Raw genomic sequence first — 17844 nt, forward strand, 5'->3', positions numbered from 1 at the left:
CTTTAATGCCGTGAAGCCGGGTTTTGTCTTTTCAGGCGCGAACATTACGCGCCGTCGAACGAAATATATTCAGACCAGATATTCGCCGAGGAACGTCAAGGTGCGGCCGTGCGCGAGCGCCGATGCCTTCGCGTTATACGAAGCGCGATCGCCGCAATTGAAGCCATGATCGGCGCCCTGATAAAGATAGAGTTCCGAATCCGAACGGCCCGCAAAACGGTCGCGCACGCTGGCGACTGCATCGGAAGGAATATGCGCGTCTAGTTCGCCGTAATGGAATTGAATCGGTGATTTGATTTTGTCGGCCTGATCGAGCTGATTCTGAATGCCGCCACCGTAATAGGCCACGGCGAGATCGACCGACTCTTGCGCCGCCGCCAGATAAGCGAGGCGTCCGCCGAAGCAGAAGCCGATGGCCGCCACCTTGCCCGTCACTTCGGGCAACGCGCGCAATGCCTGGGCGGCCGCGCCGACGTCGCCGACGGCTGCATCGAGATTGGTCTTTTGCAGCAGTTCCATCGCCTTTTCGCGATCCGCGCCGTCGTAACCCAACTCCACGCGTGGTTGCGTGCGCCAGAAAACGTCCGGTGCGAGCGCCACGTAGCCATCTGCCGCATATTGATCGGCGACGCTGCGAATATGCGCGTTCACGCCGAAGATTTCCTGCAGGATGATCACAGCGGGTCCGGTGCCCGTCTTTGGCAGGGCGAGATAGCCCTGGAAGCTGCCGCCATCGGCAGGAATGTCGATCCAGCGGGAAGTGGTGGAAATGGTCATGTCATTGCTCCTTTAGCTCGATTGAACATGCGCGTTTGAGGCGGCTGTGTGCGTTGATTCGCCAGCCTCGGACCGCGTTGGCGAGTGAGTGTGCCAGCTTTCCCTTTCAGACGCCTGAGCGCGCCCGGGCCGCGCTGGCATGACCTTTGACGGGAAAAGGATTTTTAGAGCGGCTGGTCTAAACACTTGGCGACTAAGCGGCTTTAAAAACAGGCTAATGAAGCGAGCGCGCGGGATTATCGGCAAACGGCCGCCGCTCTTGAAGCGCGTTCAAACCGGCACACGTCCGCTCCTTGGAAACCCGCATGAACAGGGCGTCTTCACGGAACGCCACCACAAACGCCCGCGCTTCTCAACTGGCCTTTAATCGGTAGTCACACCAGTATCTTAAAAAACTTCCCTAATTTAATTTGACACCCCTACACTTGCGCGCAGTGCGGATGGCGGCCGCCAAAAATGGCCAGCCAGAAGGACTTGCCAAGTGCATGACGATGCATCCGGCGTGGTCGTCCACGGGACTGAGCGATCGTGATGAAAGACGGGGCACAGGGCGATTACGTTGTTTTTGGGACCGAAACTGGAGACTTACATGAACACCAAGCTTCACAAACTGTTGCCGATCAGCGCTGCAGCCGTGCTGTTCGCTACGTTGGCAACATCCGCAGCAGCCGACCAGGTCGTCAAGATCGGTCACGTCGCTCCGCTGACCGGCGGCATTGCTCACCTGGGCAAGGATAACGAAAACGGCGCGCGGCTCGCAGTCGAGGAAATCAACGCGAAGGGTCTCACCATCGGCGGCCAGAAGGTCACGCTGGAACTCGACGCGCAGGATGACGCGGCCGACCCGCGTACCGCCACGCAGGTTGCACAGAAGCTGGTCGACGACAAGGTTGTCGGCGTCGTCGGTCACTTGAACTCCGGTACGTCCATCCCGGCATCGAAGATTTACAGCGACGCGAGCATCGTTCAGATTTCGCCGTCGGCCACGAACCCGACCTACACGCAGCAAGGCTTCAAGACGACGTATCGCGTCGTCGCGACCGATGCTCAACAAGGCCCGGCGCTCGCCAACTACGCCGCGAAGCAATTGAAGGTGAAGAGCGTCGCCGTGGTGGACGACTCGACCGCCTACGGTCAGGGTCTCGCCAACGAGTTCGAAAAGACCGCGAAGGCACTCGGCCTGAAGGTCATTTCGCACGATGCGACCAACGACAAGGCAGTCGACTTCCGCGCGATTCTGACGAAGATCAAGGGCGAGAACCCCGACGCGGTGATGTACGGCGGCATGGACGCAACCGGCGGCCCGTTCGCGAAGCAAGCCAAGCAGCTCGGCCTGCGCGCGAAGGTTCTCGCAGGCGACGGCGTCTGCACGGAAAAGCTGGCCGACCTGGCTGGCGACGCAACCGACAACATCGTGTGCTCGGAAGCCGGCATGGCGCTCGAAAAGATGGAAGGCGGTCAGGCGTTCGCGGCGAAGTTCCAGAAGCGCTTCGGTCAGCCTATCCAGATCTACGCGCCGTTCACGTATGACGCGGTGTATATCATCGTCGACGCGATGAAGCGCGCGAACTCGACCGATCCGGCGAAGATCGTTGCCGCCATGCCGAACACGGACTACAAGGGCGTGATCGGCGAGACGACCTTCGATTCGAAGGGCGACCTGAAGCACGGCGTGATCTCGCTGTACGACTACAAGAAGGGCAAGAAGAGCTTGCTGGACGTCGTCAAGATGTAATGACGGCGGGCCTTCGGCTCCAGGAAACGCGCGGACTTCAAAGGTCCGCGCGTTTTTTTATATCTTGAGGCGCTTGAGGATCTTCGGTCCGATCAGCGCGATCAAGGCGCAGCAAGCCGCAACCACGCACAACCCGATGGGCAATGTGCTGATTTGCGCGACGCCGCCAATCAGCACCGGTCCGAGCAGCAAGCCGAAATACGCGAGGCCCGCGACCTGCGCGAGCCCTTCCGCCGCCGTCACGCCCTCCACGCGCGCCGCGGCCGCGAAGAGCACCGGCATCATGTTGGCGAGGCCGAGGCCCATCAGTGTGAAGCCGGTCAGGGTCACGACCGCGTTCGGCACGACGAGCGCCATCACCATGCCGATAAACGCGAGTCCCGCGCTGCCGAAGATCAATTGCGGCGCGCCGAAGCGAGCGCGCACGGCATCGCCGCCAAAGCGACCGGCCGCCATGCCGCCCGAGAACGCGGCATAAGCGGCGCTTGCGACCGAGGGCGTGGCCAGCACGACGTCGCGCATGTACACGGTGGCCCAGTCGTACATGGCGCCCTCCGCGATCAACGCGACGAGCGCCATGCCGCCCAGCGCCCAGAGCGCGCCCGAGCGCCAGCGATTCGACGACGACGATTTCGCGTGTTCATCGTGATGCGCCACGTGCGGCAGCACGTAGGGCATCGACACGAGCAAGACGATCAGACTGACGCCCGAGACAAGAGCGAGATGCGCGGCAGGCGCAAGACCGTGCGCGAGCAACGCGCCGCCGACCGCCGCGCCCGCCATGCCGCCCACGCTGAACATGCCATGCAGCGACGACATGATCGGGCGCTCGAGCGCTTCTTCGACGGCGCTGGCCTCGGCGTTCATGGCGACATCGAGTGTGGCCATGCCGAAGCCGAAAAACGCCAGCACGATGAGCAGCATCCAGAAAGCCGGGACGACTAGAATCAGCGCGCCGCAGCACATCATGGTGAGGCCGCCCGCCATGCAGGCCATGCGCGTGCCGGCTCGCGCGATCCACGGACCGGCTGTAAGCATGGCGAAGATCGAGCCGCCAGCGACGGCGAAGAGTGCGAACGACAGCATGCCGGGACTGAGCGCGAACTTGTCGCGCACGGTCGGCACATGCACGCCCCACGAGGCGTACATCATGCCGGCGATGAAGAACACGGCCATCGTCGAATAGCGGGCGCGCTTGCGGGCGGCGGCCGGGAGGCTGCGATGCAAGGCTTGCATCGGATTTGACTCGCGGGAGGCGGAAAGAGAGGTCGAGTCGGACACGAACGAAGAGTTTGAAAGAGTGATGCGAACGCAGGACAACCTTGCAGATTGCCTCATTTCGCGGGAGCTTTCGATTCTATCGAACGGCTAGCAGACACGCTCGATGCCCGTGCTTTACCATCGGTCGCATCAAACTCGAATAATCAGAAAGGAGATTCATGCATATCCCGTCGCAAGCGCCTTTGCATTTGCTGCATCGCATGCCAGAAGGCACGCTCGCCACGCAGTCGCGAGACCCACGCGGTTTTCCTTATCCAACCGCGTTGCCTTTTGCGCCGACCGCTCACCATACGCCAATGTTGTTGATCAGCCAGCTCGCCGAACATACACGCAATCTTCAGGCAGACGGACGGGCCGGTTTTCTGATTACTCACGCGGCGGAAGGGCGCGTTCTCGAAGGACAGCGATTGACCATGCTCGGTACATTCGCGCCCGCGCCGCTTGCGCAATATGAAGAACTGTCGCGTCGTTATTTGCGATATCACCCGGACGCGGGGCGTTATCTGGAGTTGGGTGATTTCTCGTTCTGGCTGATGTCGCTGGAACGAATGCGATTTATTGGCGGTTTTGGTGCAATGGGATGGCTGCGCGCAGAAGATTTGGATGATCTGGAGCCGGTTTCTTCCGCCGATGAAGTCGCGCTCTGCAAGATTTTCGATGCTTATAACGCTCGGCCGGCGAATCTTGCATTATTAGGGATAGACCGTTACGGATGCGATTTGCTGCGCGACGGCACACGCAATCGTTTTACCTTCGATAAGCCGAAACTTAACGGGGACGAATTGAGGACCGCGCTAATCGATTGCATCGAGCGGCAAAGCTAGGCAGCATTCATTAACCGGATGGCAAAAAGACAGCTTACTATGAGGAACGGCTGCATCTAAACTGTCATCCGGTGAAATATTTGCCCAAAGAGCGTCGACGGCATTTCATTGCGCGCCAATTTTTCACGATTAACGACGTCTATTCCTTACTACTTTCCCGAGAGGTGCTACGGGCGAGAAGCGAACAGACGGCCCATTGTTACGAGGAAAGCCGCTGAAACTCAATTTAAGTGGCAATGCGCACATGCCGCCTTAATCCGATATGTGTTAATCTGCGTGCCATCCGAGGCTTTATCGAAAACGTAAAGCGGGCGACAGACTCGTAATTCAGCAAACCACTCAGGAAATTGCCATGCCTTCATACAAGGAACTTCTCGCGCAGCGCGAGTCTCTGGAACGTCAGATTGAAGAAGCGAAGTCGCGTGAATACGCCGAAGTGCTCAATGAGATCAAGCAGAAAATGGCGGATTACGGCATCACGCTTCAGGAACTAGCCGGTGGTCGCGGCGCTAAGACTCCGAAGGCATCTCGTGCCCGTAACGGCGTTGCACCGAAATACCGTGACCCGGAAAGCGGTAGCACGTGGTCGGGCCGCGGTAAGCCGCCAAAGTGGATTGCGGGACAGGACCGCGATAGCTTTCTGATTGGCAGATAAGTCGGGCCAGATTTCAGTAAAAAGAGCCGCGCTTAGAACGCGGCTTTTTTTCCGACTAGCGAGTTCGCACGCGTAACGGCACGTATTAATCGCCGTCTGTGCTATTTCCCGAGCGAAGAGCGCATTGAAAGCGTGAAGCCAGGCACGGCGTTAAGATTTATCGACATACATGTTTGGCTCAAGGCAAATTACATGTCGCTTTCGACGGCTCGTGCCAAGGAAAAGCAGGACGTTGCGCGGACGACTACCTGGACCAGCATTGCGCTCAACTGCGTTTTAAGCACGGCGCAACTGACCGTGGGTTTTATTGCCCATTCTCAAGCGCTGCTCGCGGACGGCGTCCATTCGCTATCCGATCTGGTTTCCGATTTCATCGTTCTGATTGCCAACCATCGTTCGGCGGCAGCGCCGGATCACGATCACAACTATGGTCATAGCCGTTATGAAACGGTAGCGTCGTTATTCCTCGGCGGATTGTTGATTGCAGTCGGTGCGGGAATGTTATGGCGCGCCGGCACGCGAGTTCTAAACCTGGACGATATTCCCCCCGTTCACGCCAGCGCGCTGGTGGTTGCGTTAATCGTCCTCGTATCGAAAGAAGCCTTGTTCAGATATATGCTGCGCGCGGCAGAACGCGTGCGCTCGGCATTACTCGTGGCCAACGCCTGGCATGCACGTTCGGACGCCGCTTCGTCACTCGTCGTGGCGCTTGGAATTATCGGCAGTCTCGCAGGACTTAAATTTTTCGATCCGATTGCCGCCGCACTGGTCGGTTTCATGGTCGGCAAAATGGGCTGGAGTTTCGCGTGGGATGCGCTCCAGGATTTGTCGGACCGGGCGCTCGATCAAACCGCCGCCGCCGATTTACGCGCCATTTTGCTAAGCACGCCCGGTGTGCGTGAAGTCCACGAATTACGTACTCGGAAAATGGGCGACCTGGCAATCGTCGACGCGCATATTCTCGTCGACCCGCGTATTTCGGTTTCGGAGGGGCATTTCATTGCCGAATCGGCGCGTGCGCACGTAATGACCGATCCGCGCGTGATCGATGCGCTCATTCACGTCGATCCGGAAAGCGACGCGCTCAACCCGCTGCCCGGCGATTTCCCGTTGCGGTCCACTGCAATGGACGCCGTGCGCGCCGCTTTCGGCGCAGAGAGCTTGCCAATAGAGGAATTGAATCTGCATTACCTGAGCAGCGGCTTCGATATCGATATTGTTTTGCCAGCGCATTTGCCAGATCAATTAGGCGAAGACGCGGCGGCGCGCCTTGCCCGAATCGATATCGATGCCCTCAAGCGAAAGCTTGGCGCGCACGAGTTACGCGTAACCCATGCGCTTCGAACGACGCGTGACGCGCCCGTTCGACCTTGATGTTCAGAGTGGCAGTTGCGTATCGAACTTGATTTCGCGCAGCACGACGCTCGTGCGAACCTGCGCCACGGCCGGAATCTTGAAGATGCGCTCGTGCAGGAACGCGTCGTATGACTTGATGTCGGGCGCCACGATCTTGAGAATGTAGTCGGATTCGCCCGTAGTGCTGTAGCACTCGGTCACTTCCGGACAGGTGGCGATCTCGCGCTCGAACTGTTCGACGCCGCCCTCGGTGTGCCGCGTCAAATGAATATGCGCGAGCGCGCAGACGTGCAGGCCGAGCTTCTCCCGGTCGAGGAGAGCGGTGTAACGCTGGATGACGCCGGACTGCTCCATGTCCTTGATACGGCGCCAGCAGGGCGTACTCGAAAGCCCGACCTGATCCGAAATTTCCTGAACGGACCGCCGCGCGTCGAGTTGCAGGAGACGCAGGATTTTTTGTGAGAATGTATCTAGAGTCAACTGCGCCTCCATTCGGTCGCGATCTGACCTAATGTTAGAGGCGCAGAAAAAGAAACGCAATGCAAAGCGGCTGCACTGAGGTAGTTTCCCTAACTCACCGGCCTGTCGGCGCGTTTTTACCTTCGACGATGCTTTCAGTTTCGCCCGCAGTGGCTTGTGTGGCGGCCTGCGAGGCACGAAGCTCCGCCAGCATGTTGCAAAAGAGCGCGCCCTGCTCGATAGCGTCATCGAGCGCGACGTGCGTATGCGGCAGGTCGTCGAACCAGTGCTTGGGCAGACGCGGTTTGATCGCCTTCCGATACGGCAAGCCGGTAATCGCAAAAGCCAGCGTCTTGATGTCGAGCGCGGACCACGAAAAAGGACAGCGTTCGGCGAAGCGCATCATGTACCAGAACATATAGGTGAAGTCGAAGCCTGCTGGATACGCCACGAACACCGGTTTGCCGGGCAGGGCCTCCACCCATTCGACGTACTTGACGAGCGCGACTTCGGGCTTCTGCAGATCGATACGGCACGCGGCCCAAGCCTCAGGCTGCGTCTTCCACCATGCCGCTTGAACAGGATGCGGCGCCGCGCCTTCGAGTGTTTCCAGATTCGCCGAGAACGTGCTGACGAGCTGTTTGTCCGCCGTGAACGCGGCCGACGCGAAACTCAGCATCGAGTGCGGACCGGGAATGGGACCGTCGGCTTCGACATCCGTGCTGACATAGATTTCCGGAATGGCGTTCATGCGCTCACTCCGTCGCCCACATAGGGATTGGAGCGGCGTTCCTCGCCAAGTGTCGATGCAGGTCCGTGGCCCGGCACGAAGGTCACGTCGTCGCCGAGCGGCCAGAGCTTCTCGCGGATGGAGCGGATCAGTTCGGCGTGATTGCCGCGCGGAAAATCGGTGCGACCGATGGAGCCGGCAAACAGCACATCGCCGACGAGCGCCAGCCGATGCTCGCGGCTGAAGAACACCACGTGTCCGGGCGTATGACCGGGGCAAAAATAGACTTCCATGCTTTCCTCGCCGAACCGCACGGTGTCGCCGTCTTCGAGCCATCGCTCGGGCGTGAAGGCTTCGGCATCCGAAAAACCGAAGCGCTTGGATTGCGCGGGTAACTGGTCGATCCAGAACGCGTCTTCCCGATGCGGTCCTTCTATGGTGACGCCGTAGTGTTCCGCGAGTGCCTTCGCGCCGCCGCAGTGATCTAGATGACCATGCGTCAGCAGCACTTTTTCGACCTTCGCGCCTTGCCGCTCGACCTCGGCAATGATGCGCTCGATGTCGCCGCCGGGGTCGACCACGGCGGCGCGCTGCGTCGTCTCGCAGATTACGATGGAGCAGTTTTGCTGGAACGGCGTCACGGGCACAAGAATGACTTTCATAAGACTCTCACCGGGACGAAGTCGCGTGTAAAAAGGTGCATTGTACCGGTGCCGGATCACGCTCGCGTCAGCCTCCATAAAGGCCCGGAGGCCGCTTCCAGAGCTGCAATTCTTACGGTCATAGCGAAAATCAATGACGAAATATGCAGTCGGAGGAGCCGGACCCCCGTTTTTTTGTATAATGACGACACTTGTGCATGGCTTTGACCATGCCGTCAATGGACAAAAGTCTGAACGCTAGTGCGTTTTTACAATTGTTATCAGTACGCTGTTGGGGGCTGAAAGCCTCGTAACTGCAACTCAAGCACCGTTATTTGGTGCACACGTCTTGTCCGGTCAGGCGCCGCGCGTCTGTCAGACGGCCTTAGCTGCCGTCGCACCGGATGGGGCCTACGCCGCCGTTCCTGCGCTGAAACAACTTCTCATAGCGCGCGAACCGTTGTCACGTTCGATGGCGGCACGTGGGGTCTGGTCAGGCTGCCGGGGACAGGCTGCGCCAGACGTGAACAATAACCGGGCTTTGCGGCAAGAGTACGCCGCATCCGAGCATCAGTTCGCCGTTCGCTGGTTCGAACGGCGTCCTGCTTTGCGCGGCTTGCCTTTCGAGCAGTCTTGCGCGCGCTTTGAGCGCGGCGCGGCCGCTCTACAAACAATGAAGACACGCCTATGAATGCTCGATATCTTCGACATGTCGGTAGCTTGCTAGCCGTCGCAGTACTGGCTGGCTGCGCCGCGCCGGGTTCGGGCGACATCGCGTCCAATCCTCAGACAACAGCTACCGTTAGCACGACGAGTGCCCGCTCCACCGCACCCCTCGCTTTCGACAACAACCTGAGCTCCGTGCCTGCTCCGAAGCAAGCACAGGGCGAGTCGCTAGCCAACGCGCAGCCGATTACCAGCGGTCCGAACGTCGGCGAATTCGAGCAACAGGGCAAGGCTTCCTGGTACGGTCGCCTGTTCCACGGCCGCAAGACGGCGAGCGGCGAGAAATTCAACATGAATGCGATGACCGCCGCTCATCGCACGCTGCCGCTGGCATCATGGGTGCGCGTGACGAACGAAGCGAATCACAAGACGGTGGTGGTTAAGATCAACGATCGCGGACCTTACGTGCGTGGCCGCGTGATCGATCTTTCGTACGCGGCTGCATCGGCGCTGGACATGAGCAGCAGCGGCACGCAAAAGGTGAAGATCGAAGGACTGACGCAGCAGGAAGCGCGGGCGGCGCGCGAGCAATCGCAGTCGCTGGCGGATGACGGCGTGAACTGAACCTGCGTCTGATCCATGAAAAGGCCGTCATCGCGACGGCCTTTTTTCATTCTTCCGAGCGTTTGCTGAGTATCAACGCGCGTTCGTACAAGACGTTGCGCGATGCGCCCGAGAGCGCTGCCGCGATGCGCGCCGCGCTCTTCACCGACAACTCTTCGAGCAGCATGGTGAGCAGCTCGTCGTTGACGTCGTCCGATGCTTCTTCCTCCGGTGCGCCCTGCACCACAAGCACGAATTCTCCGCGTTGCCGGTTGGCATCTGCTTCGAGCCACGTTGGCCCTTCGGCCAGGGTGCAGCGATGAAGGCTCTCGTGTAACTTCGTCAATTCGCGTGCGATCAGCATTTGCCGCCCGCCGCCGAGCGCTTCACCGAGCGCGCGTACTGTTTCCACGATGCGATGCGGCGCCTCGTAAAACACGAGCGCCATTGAATGCTTGCTCAACGTGCGCAGTTGCGCGGCGCGTTGTTTGGGTTTCGACGGCAGGAAGCCGATGAACGAGAAGCTGCTGACCCACGCGCCGGCCGCGCTCAACGCAGTGGTGAGCGCGCTTGCGCCCGGCAAGGGGATGACGGGAAAGCCCGCGTTGCGCACGGCATCGACGAGACGTGCGCCTGGGTCCGAAATGCCGGGCGTGCCCGCGTCCGACACGCACGCGATGCGCTCGCCGTTCTTCAGATGCTCGATCACGCGTTCGGCGGCGCTGCGTTCGTTATGTTCGTGCACGGCGATCGACGGCTTCGAGATGCCGTAGCGCGCGAGCAGTTGCGAGGTGTTGCGCGTGTCTTCGGCGGCGATGCGATCGACGAGACCGAGCACGTGCAGCGCGCGCACCGTGATGTCCGCCGTATTGCCGATCGGCGTGGCGACCACATAGAGCGCGCCCGTCGGATAGTGCTGCCCGTCGGCTAATTCGGAGATCTGAAGCATGAGCGCGGGCGTCGAAGGAAAGACTGCCATTTTGCCACGCGTGCACGCGCTCAATGCTCGACAACTTTTGAGGAGTGCCTGTGTCCAAATCGCTCGGCGATGTTTTCGAAGCGCGCGCGCTCGAGTACCTGCAAAGGCAGCGCATGAAGCTCGTCGCGCGCAACGTGCGTTGCCGTGGCGGTGAGATCGATCTCGTCATGTCCGATGAACGCGGCGCGCTCGTGTTCGTCGAAGTCAGGGCGCGCGCGAGCCGCCGGTTCGCGGATGCCGCCGCGAGCGTCGATGCCAGAAAGCGCGAAAGGATCGTGCGCGCCGCGCAGTTTTATCTGACGAAGTGGCGCGGCGCGTTGCCCGCGTGCCGCTTCGACGTGATCGCCTTCGATGCGGGACGCATTCGCTGGGTGACGGATGCTTTTCGTGCCGACGGCACTTGATGTTGAGGTGTGCCGCGGCATGCATGCGGTAAACTGCGCAGCATTCACACGCAACAACCGCCGCCGCCGCGGCCGATAATCGAGAGTCGATGTCAGTCGAACGCATTCAACAGCAATTCCGCGACAGCGCGGCGCTCACGCTCGAAGCACTCGATGTGCTGGCGGTCCCGATCGCGGCGGCAGTCGACACGCTGTTCAGCGCGCTCGCCAACGGCTCCAAGATTCTCACATGCGGCAACGGCGGTTCGGCCGCCGACGCGCAACGTTTTGCCGCGCAACTCATCGGCCGCTTCGAGCGCGAGCGTCCCGCATTGCCGGCCATTGCGCTGACGACCGATACATCGATACTCACGGCAGTCGGCAACGACTACGCCTTCGAACAGATCTTCTCGCAGCAGGTTCGTGCGTTGGGACATGCGGGCGATGTCCTGCTTGCCATCAGCACGTCGGGCAACTCGGTAAACGTGCTCGCGGCGATTCAGGAAGCGCACGAACGCGAGATGATCGTGATTGCGCTGACGGGCAAGGGCGGCGGCGTGATATCCGAGGTGCTCATCGACACCGACATACATATCTGCGTGCCTTCCGAGCGGACGGCGCGTATTCAGGAAGTCCATCTGTTGACCATTCACTGCCTGAGCGACGGCATCGACGCGATGCTGCTGGGCGACGACTGAACACAAAGGGGAAAACGAGTTGATGAACAAGACACGCGTGAAGGCGACGCTGGCTAACGCCACGTTGGTGGTGAGCATGTTGTCGGGTGTTGCGTTGACACTGCAGGGCTGTGCGCTCGCGGTGGTCGGTGCGATGGGCGGCGGCACCTTGATCGCCACCGATCGCCGCACGCTCGGCGCGCAGACCGAAGATCGCGAGATCCAGGTGAAGGCGTTATCGCGGATTAACGAGAGCGTGCCCGACACGGCGCATGTCAATGTCACCGTGTTCAACCGGCGCGTGCTCTTGACGGGCGAAGTACCCGACGATGCCTCGAAGCAGAAGGCCGAGTCTGTCGTGCACGACATCAACAACGTGGGCAGCATCGTCAATGAACTGTCGGTGCAGGGCGCGAGTTCGATTTCCTCGCGCGCCAACGACTCGTACCTCGAAGGACGCGTGAAGACCGCGATGGTCGGCGAGAAGGACTTGCGCGCGAACTACTACAAGGTCGTGTGCGAGCGGAGCATTGTGTATTTGATGGGCCTCGTCACGCCGGATGAAGGCGCGCATGGCGCGGATGTCGCCGCGCGCGTGCCGGGCGTCGAACAAGTGGTGAAAGTGTTTCAGTACATCAAGCCGGAAGAAGCCAAGGCGCTGGAGGCGGCGGCGGCATCGGATGCGAGCGGCGTCTCGGCGGCGAGTGCCCCGGCGCCTGAGGCCACGGTTGGGACGGTGCCGGATTCATCGGTGACATCGCGTCCGCTGGATCAGCAGACGCCCGCGCCCGTCAAGAATTCGGATGTTCATCCGGGAAGTGCGGCTCCGGCGCCAGTGGGTAAGTAATGATGCGACTGCGTGGTTGTGTCGGGGCTGGTTTGCTTTTGAGTGTGTCGGCGTTGGTTCATGCGGCGGATCAGCCTATATCCGCCGCCAATGCGATGGCGATTGCGCGCAGCAATGCGTGCATGGGATGTCACGCGGTGGATCGCAAACTTGTTGGGCCGTCGTTTCAACAAGTGGCGGACAAATACAAGGGCGATGCATCCGCGAGCGCGAAGCTTGAAGCAAAAGTGAAGAAGGGTGGCGCGGGCGTGTGGGGATCGATACCGATGCCTTCGCATCCTTCCATGAACGATGCGGAGATCAAGACCGTGGTCGCGTGGGTGTTGGCGGGAGCGCCGGAGAAGTAAGCTGGTGGCGGCTCAGGCTTGCGTTTCGTTGGGATGCTTGTGATACACTTTTACTTCGTTGGGGGGGTAGCTCAGCTGGGAGAGCGTCGCGTTCGCAATGCGAAGGTCGGGAGTTCGATCCTCCTCCTCTCCACCAAACAACACTCCTAGCAAGTCCAATGATGTCCCGAAACCCCGCAGCCAGTAAGGCTCGCGGGGTTTTTTTATTCCAATGTCATCCGGTAACATCCTGTGTCATCCTCGGCCATTCGGGGGGCTTTTTGGGGGCATTCCAAGACTCCAGTTTGTCGATGCCCCCATCCAGGATTTTGCAGGCCTCAAGGGCGGCCTAAGGCAAGAGGACCGCCCGCGGGTTGGCACAGTCTTCAGTGTCCGGATGGCAAAAGCGTTTGGAGATTTTCTGTCGCCTAGGATGGCGAGGCGTGATTCGCGCCCAGACTGACGGACACATTCAGAGGGCCGCGAAATCGTCGGCGCCGTCGGGAATCGTCAGGATCACATCGCCCCTAAGCGGCCATTTCTCGTGTCGTCTGTATTTGAACAATGCGGCGACCGCCGGGCGGCACGAATATGCCTTGCGTTGCTTGCGGCGGGGCGACATGTCCAAGTCCAAATGCGTTTGCGACATGTGGGTAGCGTGCTGCCACGACTGTAGCGGTCTCACATACTGGAATACCGAATTGTTCTAAGGCATCACCGGCCAACCCTTGACGAATGAATGGTTTTTCGCCGAAGCTAGCAATCCGCTTTTCGTATGAGAAATAACCGTGTCGTTGACGGATATCACCATAAAAAATGCGCGCCCCAGAGAAAAGGCATATCGAATCACCGATGGCGCGGGGATGTATCTTGAAGTCACCCCTTCGGGTGGCAAGCATTGGCGCTTTAAATACCGTTTCTTCGGTAAAGAAAAGCGACTTGCTCTCGGGTCATACCCGCTCGTCTCACTAAAGGAGGCCCGCCGGCGTCGTGACGATGCTCGCCGCTTGCTGGCTAATGGCATCGATCCGGGCATAGAGCGTCGTATTCAGAAAGCAGCTGCTGTCGCACATTCGGCCAATAGCTTCGAAGTTGTTGCCCGTGAGTGGTTCGCTCGACAGGCTCCAACGTGGGCGAAGTCGCACGCCGATAAGGTCATTGCTCGTCTCGAAAATGACGTTTTTCCGTGGCTAGGCGGCCGGCCAATCGCTGACATCTCCGCGCCTGACGTCCTCGCTGTTCTCCGCCGCGTGGAGAAAAGGGGAGCCTTGGATACGGCTCATCGTGTGCACCAGAACTGCGGGCAGGTGCTTCGCTACGCCATAGCGACAGGCCGTGCATTGCGAGACGTGTCTGCCGATCTGCGCGGAGCTCTCGCGCCGGCGCACCACGTGCACTTTGCGTCGATCACTAACCCGCAAGAGGTCGCTGAGCTCTTGCGAGCGCTTGACGGTTTCCAAGGCACATTTGTTGTGCAATGCGCCCTTCGCCTCGGACCGTTGCTTTTCGTTCGGCCGGGAGAGCTAAGAACCGCACAGTGGAAGGACTTCGATCTCGAACGCGCGGAATGGCGCTATAACGTCTCCAAGACAAGGACAGACCATCTCGTTCCGCTTTCCGCTCAAGCGGTGAACATCCTCACCGATCTTCGTGCGCTCACTGGGCATCGACAGTTTGTGTTTCCTGGACGCGACCCACGTAAGCCGATGAGCGGCGCGGCGGTCAATGCGGCGCTCCGGAGACTAGGCTATGACACAAGAACCGAAATTACAGGGCATGGGTTCCGAGCGATGGCCCGAACGATTCTTCATGAGCAGCTCCGCTTCCCGTGCGAAGTGATCGAGCACCAGCTCGCCCATAGAGTCGCCGACAATTTAGGAACGGCTTATAACCGGACGAAATTCATCGACGATCGCGTGCGGATGATGCAGGTTTGGGCAGACTATCTTGACGAGCTTAAGGCAGACGCGCCCGATGCGATTAACGCGACAAGCTAGCCTCATCGCAGCTATGCGTGAGCATGCCGATGGACTTCATCGACTATCGCTATTGGGTAGCGCTCGACAAGTGGACCGTGAGGGAAGCGGCGCTTCTGCTTGATACAAAGAATCCGCATCTGCACCCTAACTTCGACTATCGATCGAAGGCACGTCAACCAGAATACGAAACAGCAAGGCAAATTGCCGTAGTCATCAAACGCACGAATTGGGGGCGGCGTTATGGGATTTGCAAATGGGAGGTCAAAGAGGATCCTATCTACATTTGCGACGCGGTTAGGCGCGCCGGTTTTAGATTGCCACAATCGTTAATCCGTGAACTCGCGAGGCTAGAATCGCGTGATGAGCTACGAGCGACACCAAGATTCAGCAAAGAGGATGAGAGCAAAAGCGCAGCGACGAAGGAGCGTCACGCGATGCTCAAGCTAATAATCGGGCTGGCAATGGGCGGTTACCGTATGGATCCCGACGCCCCTCGCAATCTGCACGCGAAGGAAATGCGGATCGATCTCGAGCGTGCGGGCGTATCGCTTGACGACGCAACAATAAAGAAGTATCTCGATGAAGCACGCCGCCTGAGGAGGTCGATTCTTGATAGTGCGCAGTCAGACTAAACCTAACTCAGCAGGGCATATGCGACGACTGTCGTATATCGGGGCCTTTTTGCTCTCGCACATCGGGGACGGGTTATCTTAAAACTCTGCCGGACGTTTAAGAAAAGCGTCCGGCACGGTGAACGACTATTTTTGATCCGGCTCCGGTTCGGGCTCACCGACATCAGGAACATCGCCAGGAGTCGGGCCGGGAGCCGGCGCGTCAGGAGGTGTTGAAGGGACAGCAGTCGGGTCGATCGGATCTGACGACATCGCGGTTCTCCAGTGGTGACGCGCAACGATTGCGCGATAACCTTACCGCAATGACTATTCCCAAACGACAAAAAACGCGCCGAACCCGTTTCAGCGCGGTGATTCGGCGTCGTGACATCATCAGCGTGGCACCCGGTTCAGTCGGCCTTGAGCTTATGCGGCTTGGGGGGAGTCTGAACTTTACTGTATTCAAATTCAGGGGTGTCTTTAAGTGCCTGTTTTGTCGCGCCTGCAAGATAAAAATTGCCGTTGCGAGTATCGAGAGAAGTAATGGGCACGGCGACGTCATGGGTTGCCACGCCCAAAAAACCGCCTGCCGCGATCACGGCTGCGGACACCGTAGCGTCGGTCGTGACAACGAGATCCTTGATCGAGCCGATTTTTTCATTCTTGTCGTTGTACACCGCTTTTCCAAGGATGCTCTTCTTCGCGCTCCAACCTTCAAGCAATGCCTTGGATTGTTGAACAGTAACGCTAAGCGGCTGAGTACCAGCGACTTGTGCATGAGCATTGATGCACCCAGCGCTAAGAACTACGGCGAGAGCGACGCGGTGAAGCTTTCTCATGGTGGACTTCCTTGGAATTGGGAGTCCCTGCTGGGGCAAGAAACGGACCTGCTGCAGGCCGTCTCGCGCTAGTCAGGATGTGGCGTCGCTGTTGATAAAACTGCTTTGGTCGCATCTCTTTTACGGACGACCCGCTGATCAACCAGTAGAAGTTTTCCCATGCTGAGCCTGCACGATCGAATAATACAAAACTGAAATGCAGGTAGCTCAACGGCTGCCGCGCAGCGGCTGAATCGTGGCGAAGCCTCGCTCAATCTCGCTCATGCGGTCATCGAGTAGCCCCTACGCTTATCACATAGACGATTGCGTCTGTATCTGCACGCATCTCGACCAGAGCCTCAGTCAACAAGTTGATGCACTAGCACATCTCGGCTCAAAGCCTTGCTGCCGATAGATCTGCATCCGAATTCGGATGAGAGTCGTGTTGGATTAGGACAAGTCCGAGACTAGTGGCGCGATTCTTTGACGTGCGTGCCGGATGAGCCGGAACCACGCATCCGAAAAGAGGTATGGCTATGACATTTCAGACTCCCCAGGCGATCTTGCGTCGAAAGCGCGTAGAAGAGTTGACCGGCCTTTCGCGGTCAACGATCTACGCCCGGATCAACAAGAAGACGTTCCCTGCGCCTATTGACCTCGGCCCCCGTTCGGTTGGTTGGCGAATCGGCGACATCGAGGCTTTCCTCATTGCGCCGTCTACCTATCGGGCGGAGGAGTGAACATGCTGAAAAAAATCATTTTTGAGCGGAGCTTGCTAGCGTTATTGCCGCGCGCGAGGTTCGAGTCGCGCTTTCGTTTGCACTTTGAATCCGACGGAGTTGGCAGGGCAGTTTTCGGCACTACGCGTTGTCAGGGTGAAATCAGTTGTCATGCACAGGACTTTGTTGGTGGGCGACGTTGGCTTGGTAAAAAAATGGCCGGCACAATAGCCGGCCAATCAAGAAACCCCGATAGCGATCCTAAGCCACCGTCCTCAGCCGCGCCATCGGTCCAGTACGAAAATGCAACCAGCTTGACGAAATCTGATCCCGTCGTCTATCCTTTGAAGCGCGGGAGGAGACACCTTCCGCTCGGGTTTGACAGCTCGAACTGTACAAGGCGGATAACCGCCGACCGGCGGTATTTTTTCGTCCGCAGCCTTGCGTTCGCCTTCAATGGCCGGGCCTTGGCGGGGGAGCGTTCGCGCTCGCCGGTTTCCTTGTACGCCGGTCTGTCAACCCTGCCTAGTGCCTGGCCACCCCGTTTGACAGCGGGAGCCAGGTTCGTTGAACCTGTACAAGGAGGCCGCGCCATGCGCCCCGCTATTACCGCTCGTCCTGAGCGAACACAATCCCCGCTTCAAATCCAAATCATCAATCGCGCCCTGCGCGACGCGGCCCTTGCACCCTCCGCGAACGATGCGCTCGACTGCTGCGCCGAAGCGTTGCTGCATCTCGCTGAACTCGCCCGCGCCGAGGTGCGTCATGACTAACGTCA

Annotated in this window: 21 protein-coding genes and 1 tRNA gene; 14 read left to right on the top strand and 8 right to left on the bottom strand. The window is 59.2% G+C overall.

Annotation, left to right across the window (positions count from 1 at the left end; all coding sequences use genetic code 11):
• Positions 1–69 precede the first annotated feature (69 nt).
• On the bottom strand, positions 70–771 hold the full coding sequence (locus tag NCT04_RS15020; protein ID WP_250466311.1) for a dienelactone hydrolase family protein: 702 nt from the start codon (positions 769–771) through the stop codon (positions 70–72).
• Between the two features lie 595 nt (positions 772–1366).
• Here NCT04_RS15020 and NCT04_RS15025 point away from each other — a divergent pair.
• Positions 1367–2512 carry a branched-chain amino acid ABC transporter substrate-binding protein gene (locus tag NCT04_RS15025; RefSeq protein WP_244826687.1) on the top strand — a complete coding sequence of 382 codons (1146 nt, stop codon included), beginning with the start codon at positions 1367–1369 and terminating at the stop codon, positions 2510–2512.
• A 57-nt stretch (positions 2513–2569) separates the two neighbouring features.
• On the opposite strand, the gene NCT04_RS15030 is transcribed toward NCT04_RS15025, so the two are convergent.
• A complete protein-coding gene (locus NCT04_RS15030) occupies positions 2570–3748 on the bottom strand; it encodes an MFS transporter (RefSeq protein WP_244826688.1) in 1179 nt (392 codons plus the stop codon).
• Positions 3749–3951: 203 nt separating this feature from the next.
• Between NCT04_RS15030 and NCT04_RS15035 the strand changes: the two genes are divergently transcribed.
• The 3 genes from NCT04_RS15035 to NCT04_RS15045 all read left to right on the top strand — a co-directional run bounded on the left by NCT04_RS15035 (position 3952) and on the right by NCT04_RS15045 (position 6646).
• Positions 3952–4617, top strand: coding sequence for a HugZ family pyridoxamine 5'-phosphate oxidase (locus NCT04_RS15035; protein WP_250466273.1), 666 nt, complete (start codon positions 3952–3954; stop codon positions 4615–4617).
• Positions 4618–4969: 352 nt separating this feature from the next.
• Complete coding sequence (locus NCT04_RS15040) at positions 4970–5272, top strand: H-NS histone family protein (protein ID WP_244826690.1); 303 nt, start codon at positions 4970–4972, stop codon at positions 5270–5272.
• 192 nt (positions 5273–5464) lie between these two features.
• A complete protein-coding gene (locus NCT04_RS15045; RefSeq protein WP_250466275.1) occupies positions 5465–6646 on the top strand; it encodes a cation diffusion facilitator family transporter in 1182 nt (393 codons plus the stop codon).
• Between the two features lie 3 nt (positions 6647–6649).
• Here NCT04_RS15045 and NCT04_RS15050 read toward each other — a convergent pair whose 3' ends face one another.
• From NCT04_RS15050 to NCT04_RS15060, 3 genes are all read right to left on the bottom strand, one after another.
• Entirely contained in the window at positions 6650–7120 is a 471-nt protein-coding gene (locus NCT04_RS15050) for an Lrp/AsnC family transcriptional regulator (protein WP_244826692.1), read from the bottom strand.
• Between the two features lie 82 nt (positions 7121–7202).
• Entirely contained in the window at positions 7203–7838 is a 636-nt protein-coding gene (locus tag NCT04_RS15055; RefSeq protein ID WP_250466277.1) for a 3'-5' exonuclease family protein, read from the bottom strand.
• Entirely contained in the window at positions 7835–8479 is a 645-nt protein-coding gene (locus NCT04_RS15060; RefSeq protein WP_250466279.1) for an MBL fold metallo-hydrolase, read from the bottom strand. The genes NCT04_RS15055 and NCT04_RS15060 overlap by 4 nt, the downstream gene beginning before the upstream one ends.
• Positions 8480–9145: 666 nt before the next feature.
• Between NCT04_RS15060 and NCT04_RS15065 the strand changes: the two genes are divergently transcribed.
• Positions 9146–9748, top strand: coding sequence for a septal ring lytic transglycosylase RlpA family protein (locus NCT04_RS15065; protein WP_250466280.1), 603 nt, complete (start codon positions 9146–9148; stop codon positions 9746–9748).
• A gap of 46 nt (positions 9749–9794) precedes the next feature.
• On the opposite strand, the gene rsmI is transcribed toward NCT04_RS15065, so the two are convergent.
• Complete coding sequence (gene rsmI, locus NCT04_RS15070) at positions 9795–10676, bottom strand: 16S rRNA (cytidine(1402)-2'-O)-methyltransferase (RefSeq protein ID WP_250466313.1); 882 nt, start codon at positions 10674–10676, stop codon at positions 9795–9797.
• A 74-nt stretch (positions 10677–10750) separates the two neighbouring features.
• On the opposite strand from rsmI, the gene NCT04_RS15075 reads away from it, so the two are divergent.
• The 5 genes from NCT04_RS15075 (at position 10751) to NCT04_RS15095 (ending at position 13096) form a co-directional block, all read left to right on the top strand.
• Entirely contained in the window at positions 10751–11110 is a 360-nt protein-coding gene (locus tag NCT04_RS15075; protein ID WP_244826696.1) for a YraN family protein, read from the top strand.
• A gap of 89 nt (positions 11111–11199) precedes the next feature.
• Positions 11200–11787: a phosphoheptose isomerase gene (locus NCT04_RS15080; RefSeq protein ID WP_244826697.1), complete on the top strand. Its 588-nt coding sequence runs from the start codon at positions 11200–11202 to the stop codon at positions 11785–11787.
• Positions 11788–11809: 22 nt separating this feature from the next.
• Positions 11810–12613: a BON domain-containing protein gene (locus NCT04_RS15085; protein WP_244826698.1), complete on the top strand. Its 804-nt coding sequence runs from the start codon at positions 11810–11812 to the stop codon at positions 12611–12613.
• A gap of 2 nt (positions 12614–12615) precedes the next feature.
• On the top strand, positions 12616–12960 hold the full coding sequence (locus NCT04_RS15090; RefSeq protein WP_250466314.1) for a c-type cytochrome: 345 nt from the start codon (positions 12616–12618) through the stop codon (positions 12958–12960).
• Positions 12961–13020: 60 nt separating this feature from the next.
• Positions 13021–13096 (top strand) — tRNA-Ala (locus NCT04_RS15095).
• 315 nt (positions 13097–13411) lie between these two features.
• On the opposite strand, the gene NCT04_RS15100 is transcribed toward NCT04_RS15095, so the two are convergent.
• Positions 13412–13561, bottom strand: coding sequence for a hypothetical protein (locus tag NCT04_RS15100; protein ID WP_250466282.1), 150 nt, complete (start codon positions 13559–13561; stop codon positions 13412–13414).
• Positions 13562–13727: 166 nt separating this feature from the next.
• Between NCT04_RS15100 and NCT04_RS15105 the strand changes: the two genes are divergently transcribed.
• Together NCT04_RS15105 and NCT04_RS15110 are read left to right on the top strand one after the other, a co-directional pair.
• Complete coding sequence (locus tag NCT04_RS15105; protein WP_250466284.1) at positions 13728–14936, top strand: tyrosine-type recombinase/integrase; 1209 nt, start codon at positions 13728–13730, stop codon at positions 14934–14936.
• Between the two features lie 29 nt (positions 14937–14965).
• On the top strand, positions 14966–15550 hold the full coding sequence (locus tag NCT04_RS15110) for a hypothetical protein (protein WP_250466286.1): 585 nt from the start codon (positions 14966–14968) through the stop codon (positions 15548–15550).
• A gap of 389 nt (positions 15551–15939) precedes the next feature.
• Here the strand turns inward: NCT04_RS15110 and NCT04_RS15115 are convergent, their stop codons facing one another.
• Positions 15940–16368 (bottom strand): PRC-barrel domain-containing protein, encoded by a 429-nt coding sequence (locus tag NCT04_RS15115; protein WP_250466288.1) that lies wholly within the window; start codon positions 16366–16368, stop codon positions 15940–15942.
• A 515-nt stretch (positions 16369–16883) separates the two neighbouring features.
• Here NCT04_RS15115 and NCT04_RS15120 point away from each other — a divergent pair.
• Both NCT04_RS15120 and NCT04_RS34875 read left to right on the top strand, forming a co-directional pair.
• A complete protein-coding gene (locus NCT04_RS15120) occupies positions 16884–17087 on the top strand; it encodes a helix-turn-helix transcriptional regulator (RefSeq protein ID WP_350030014.1) in 204 nt (67 codons plus the stop codon).
• Positions 17088–17089: 2 nt separating this feature from the next.
• Complete coding sequence (locus tag NCT04_RS34875) at positions 17090–17839, top strand: hypothetical protein (RefSeq protein WP_502800666.1); 750 nt, start codon at positions 17090–17092, stop codon at positions 17837–17839.
• Positions 17840–17844: the final 5 nt, after the last annotated feature.

It is taken from the genome of Caballeronia sp. GAFFF2 (assembly GCF_023631485.1).
Taxonomy (GTDB): Bacteria; Pseudomonadota; Gammaproteobacteria; order Burkholderiales; family Burkholderiaceae; genus Caballeronia.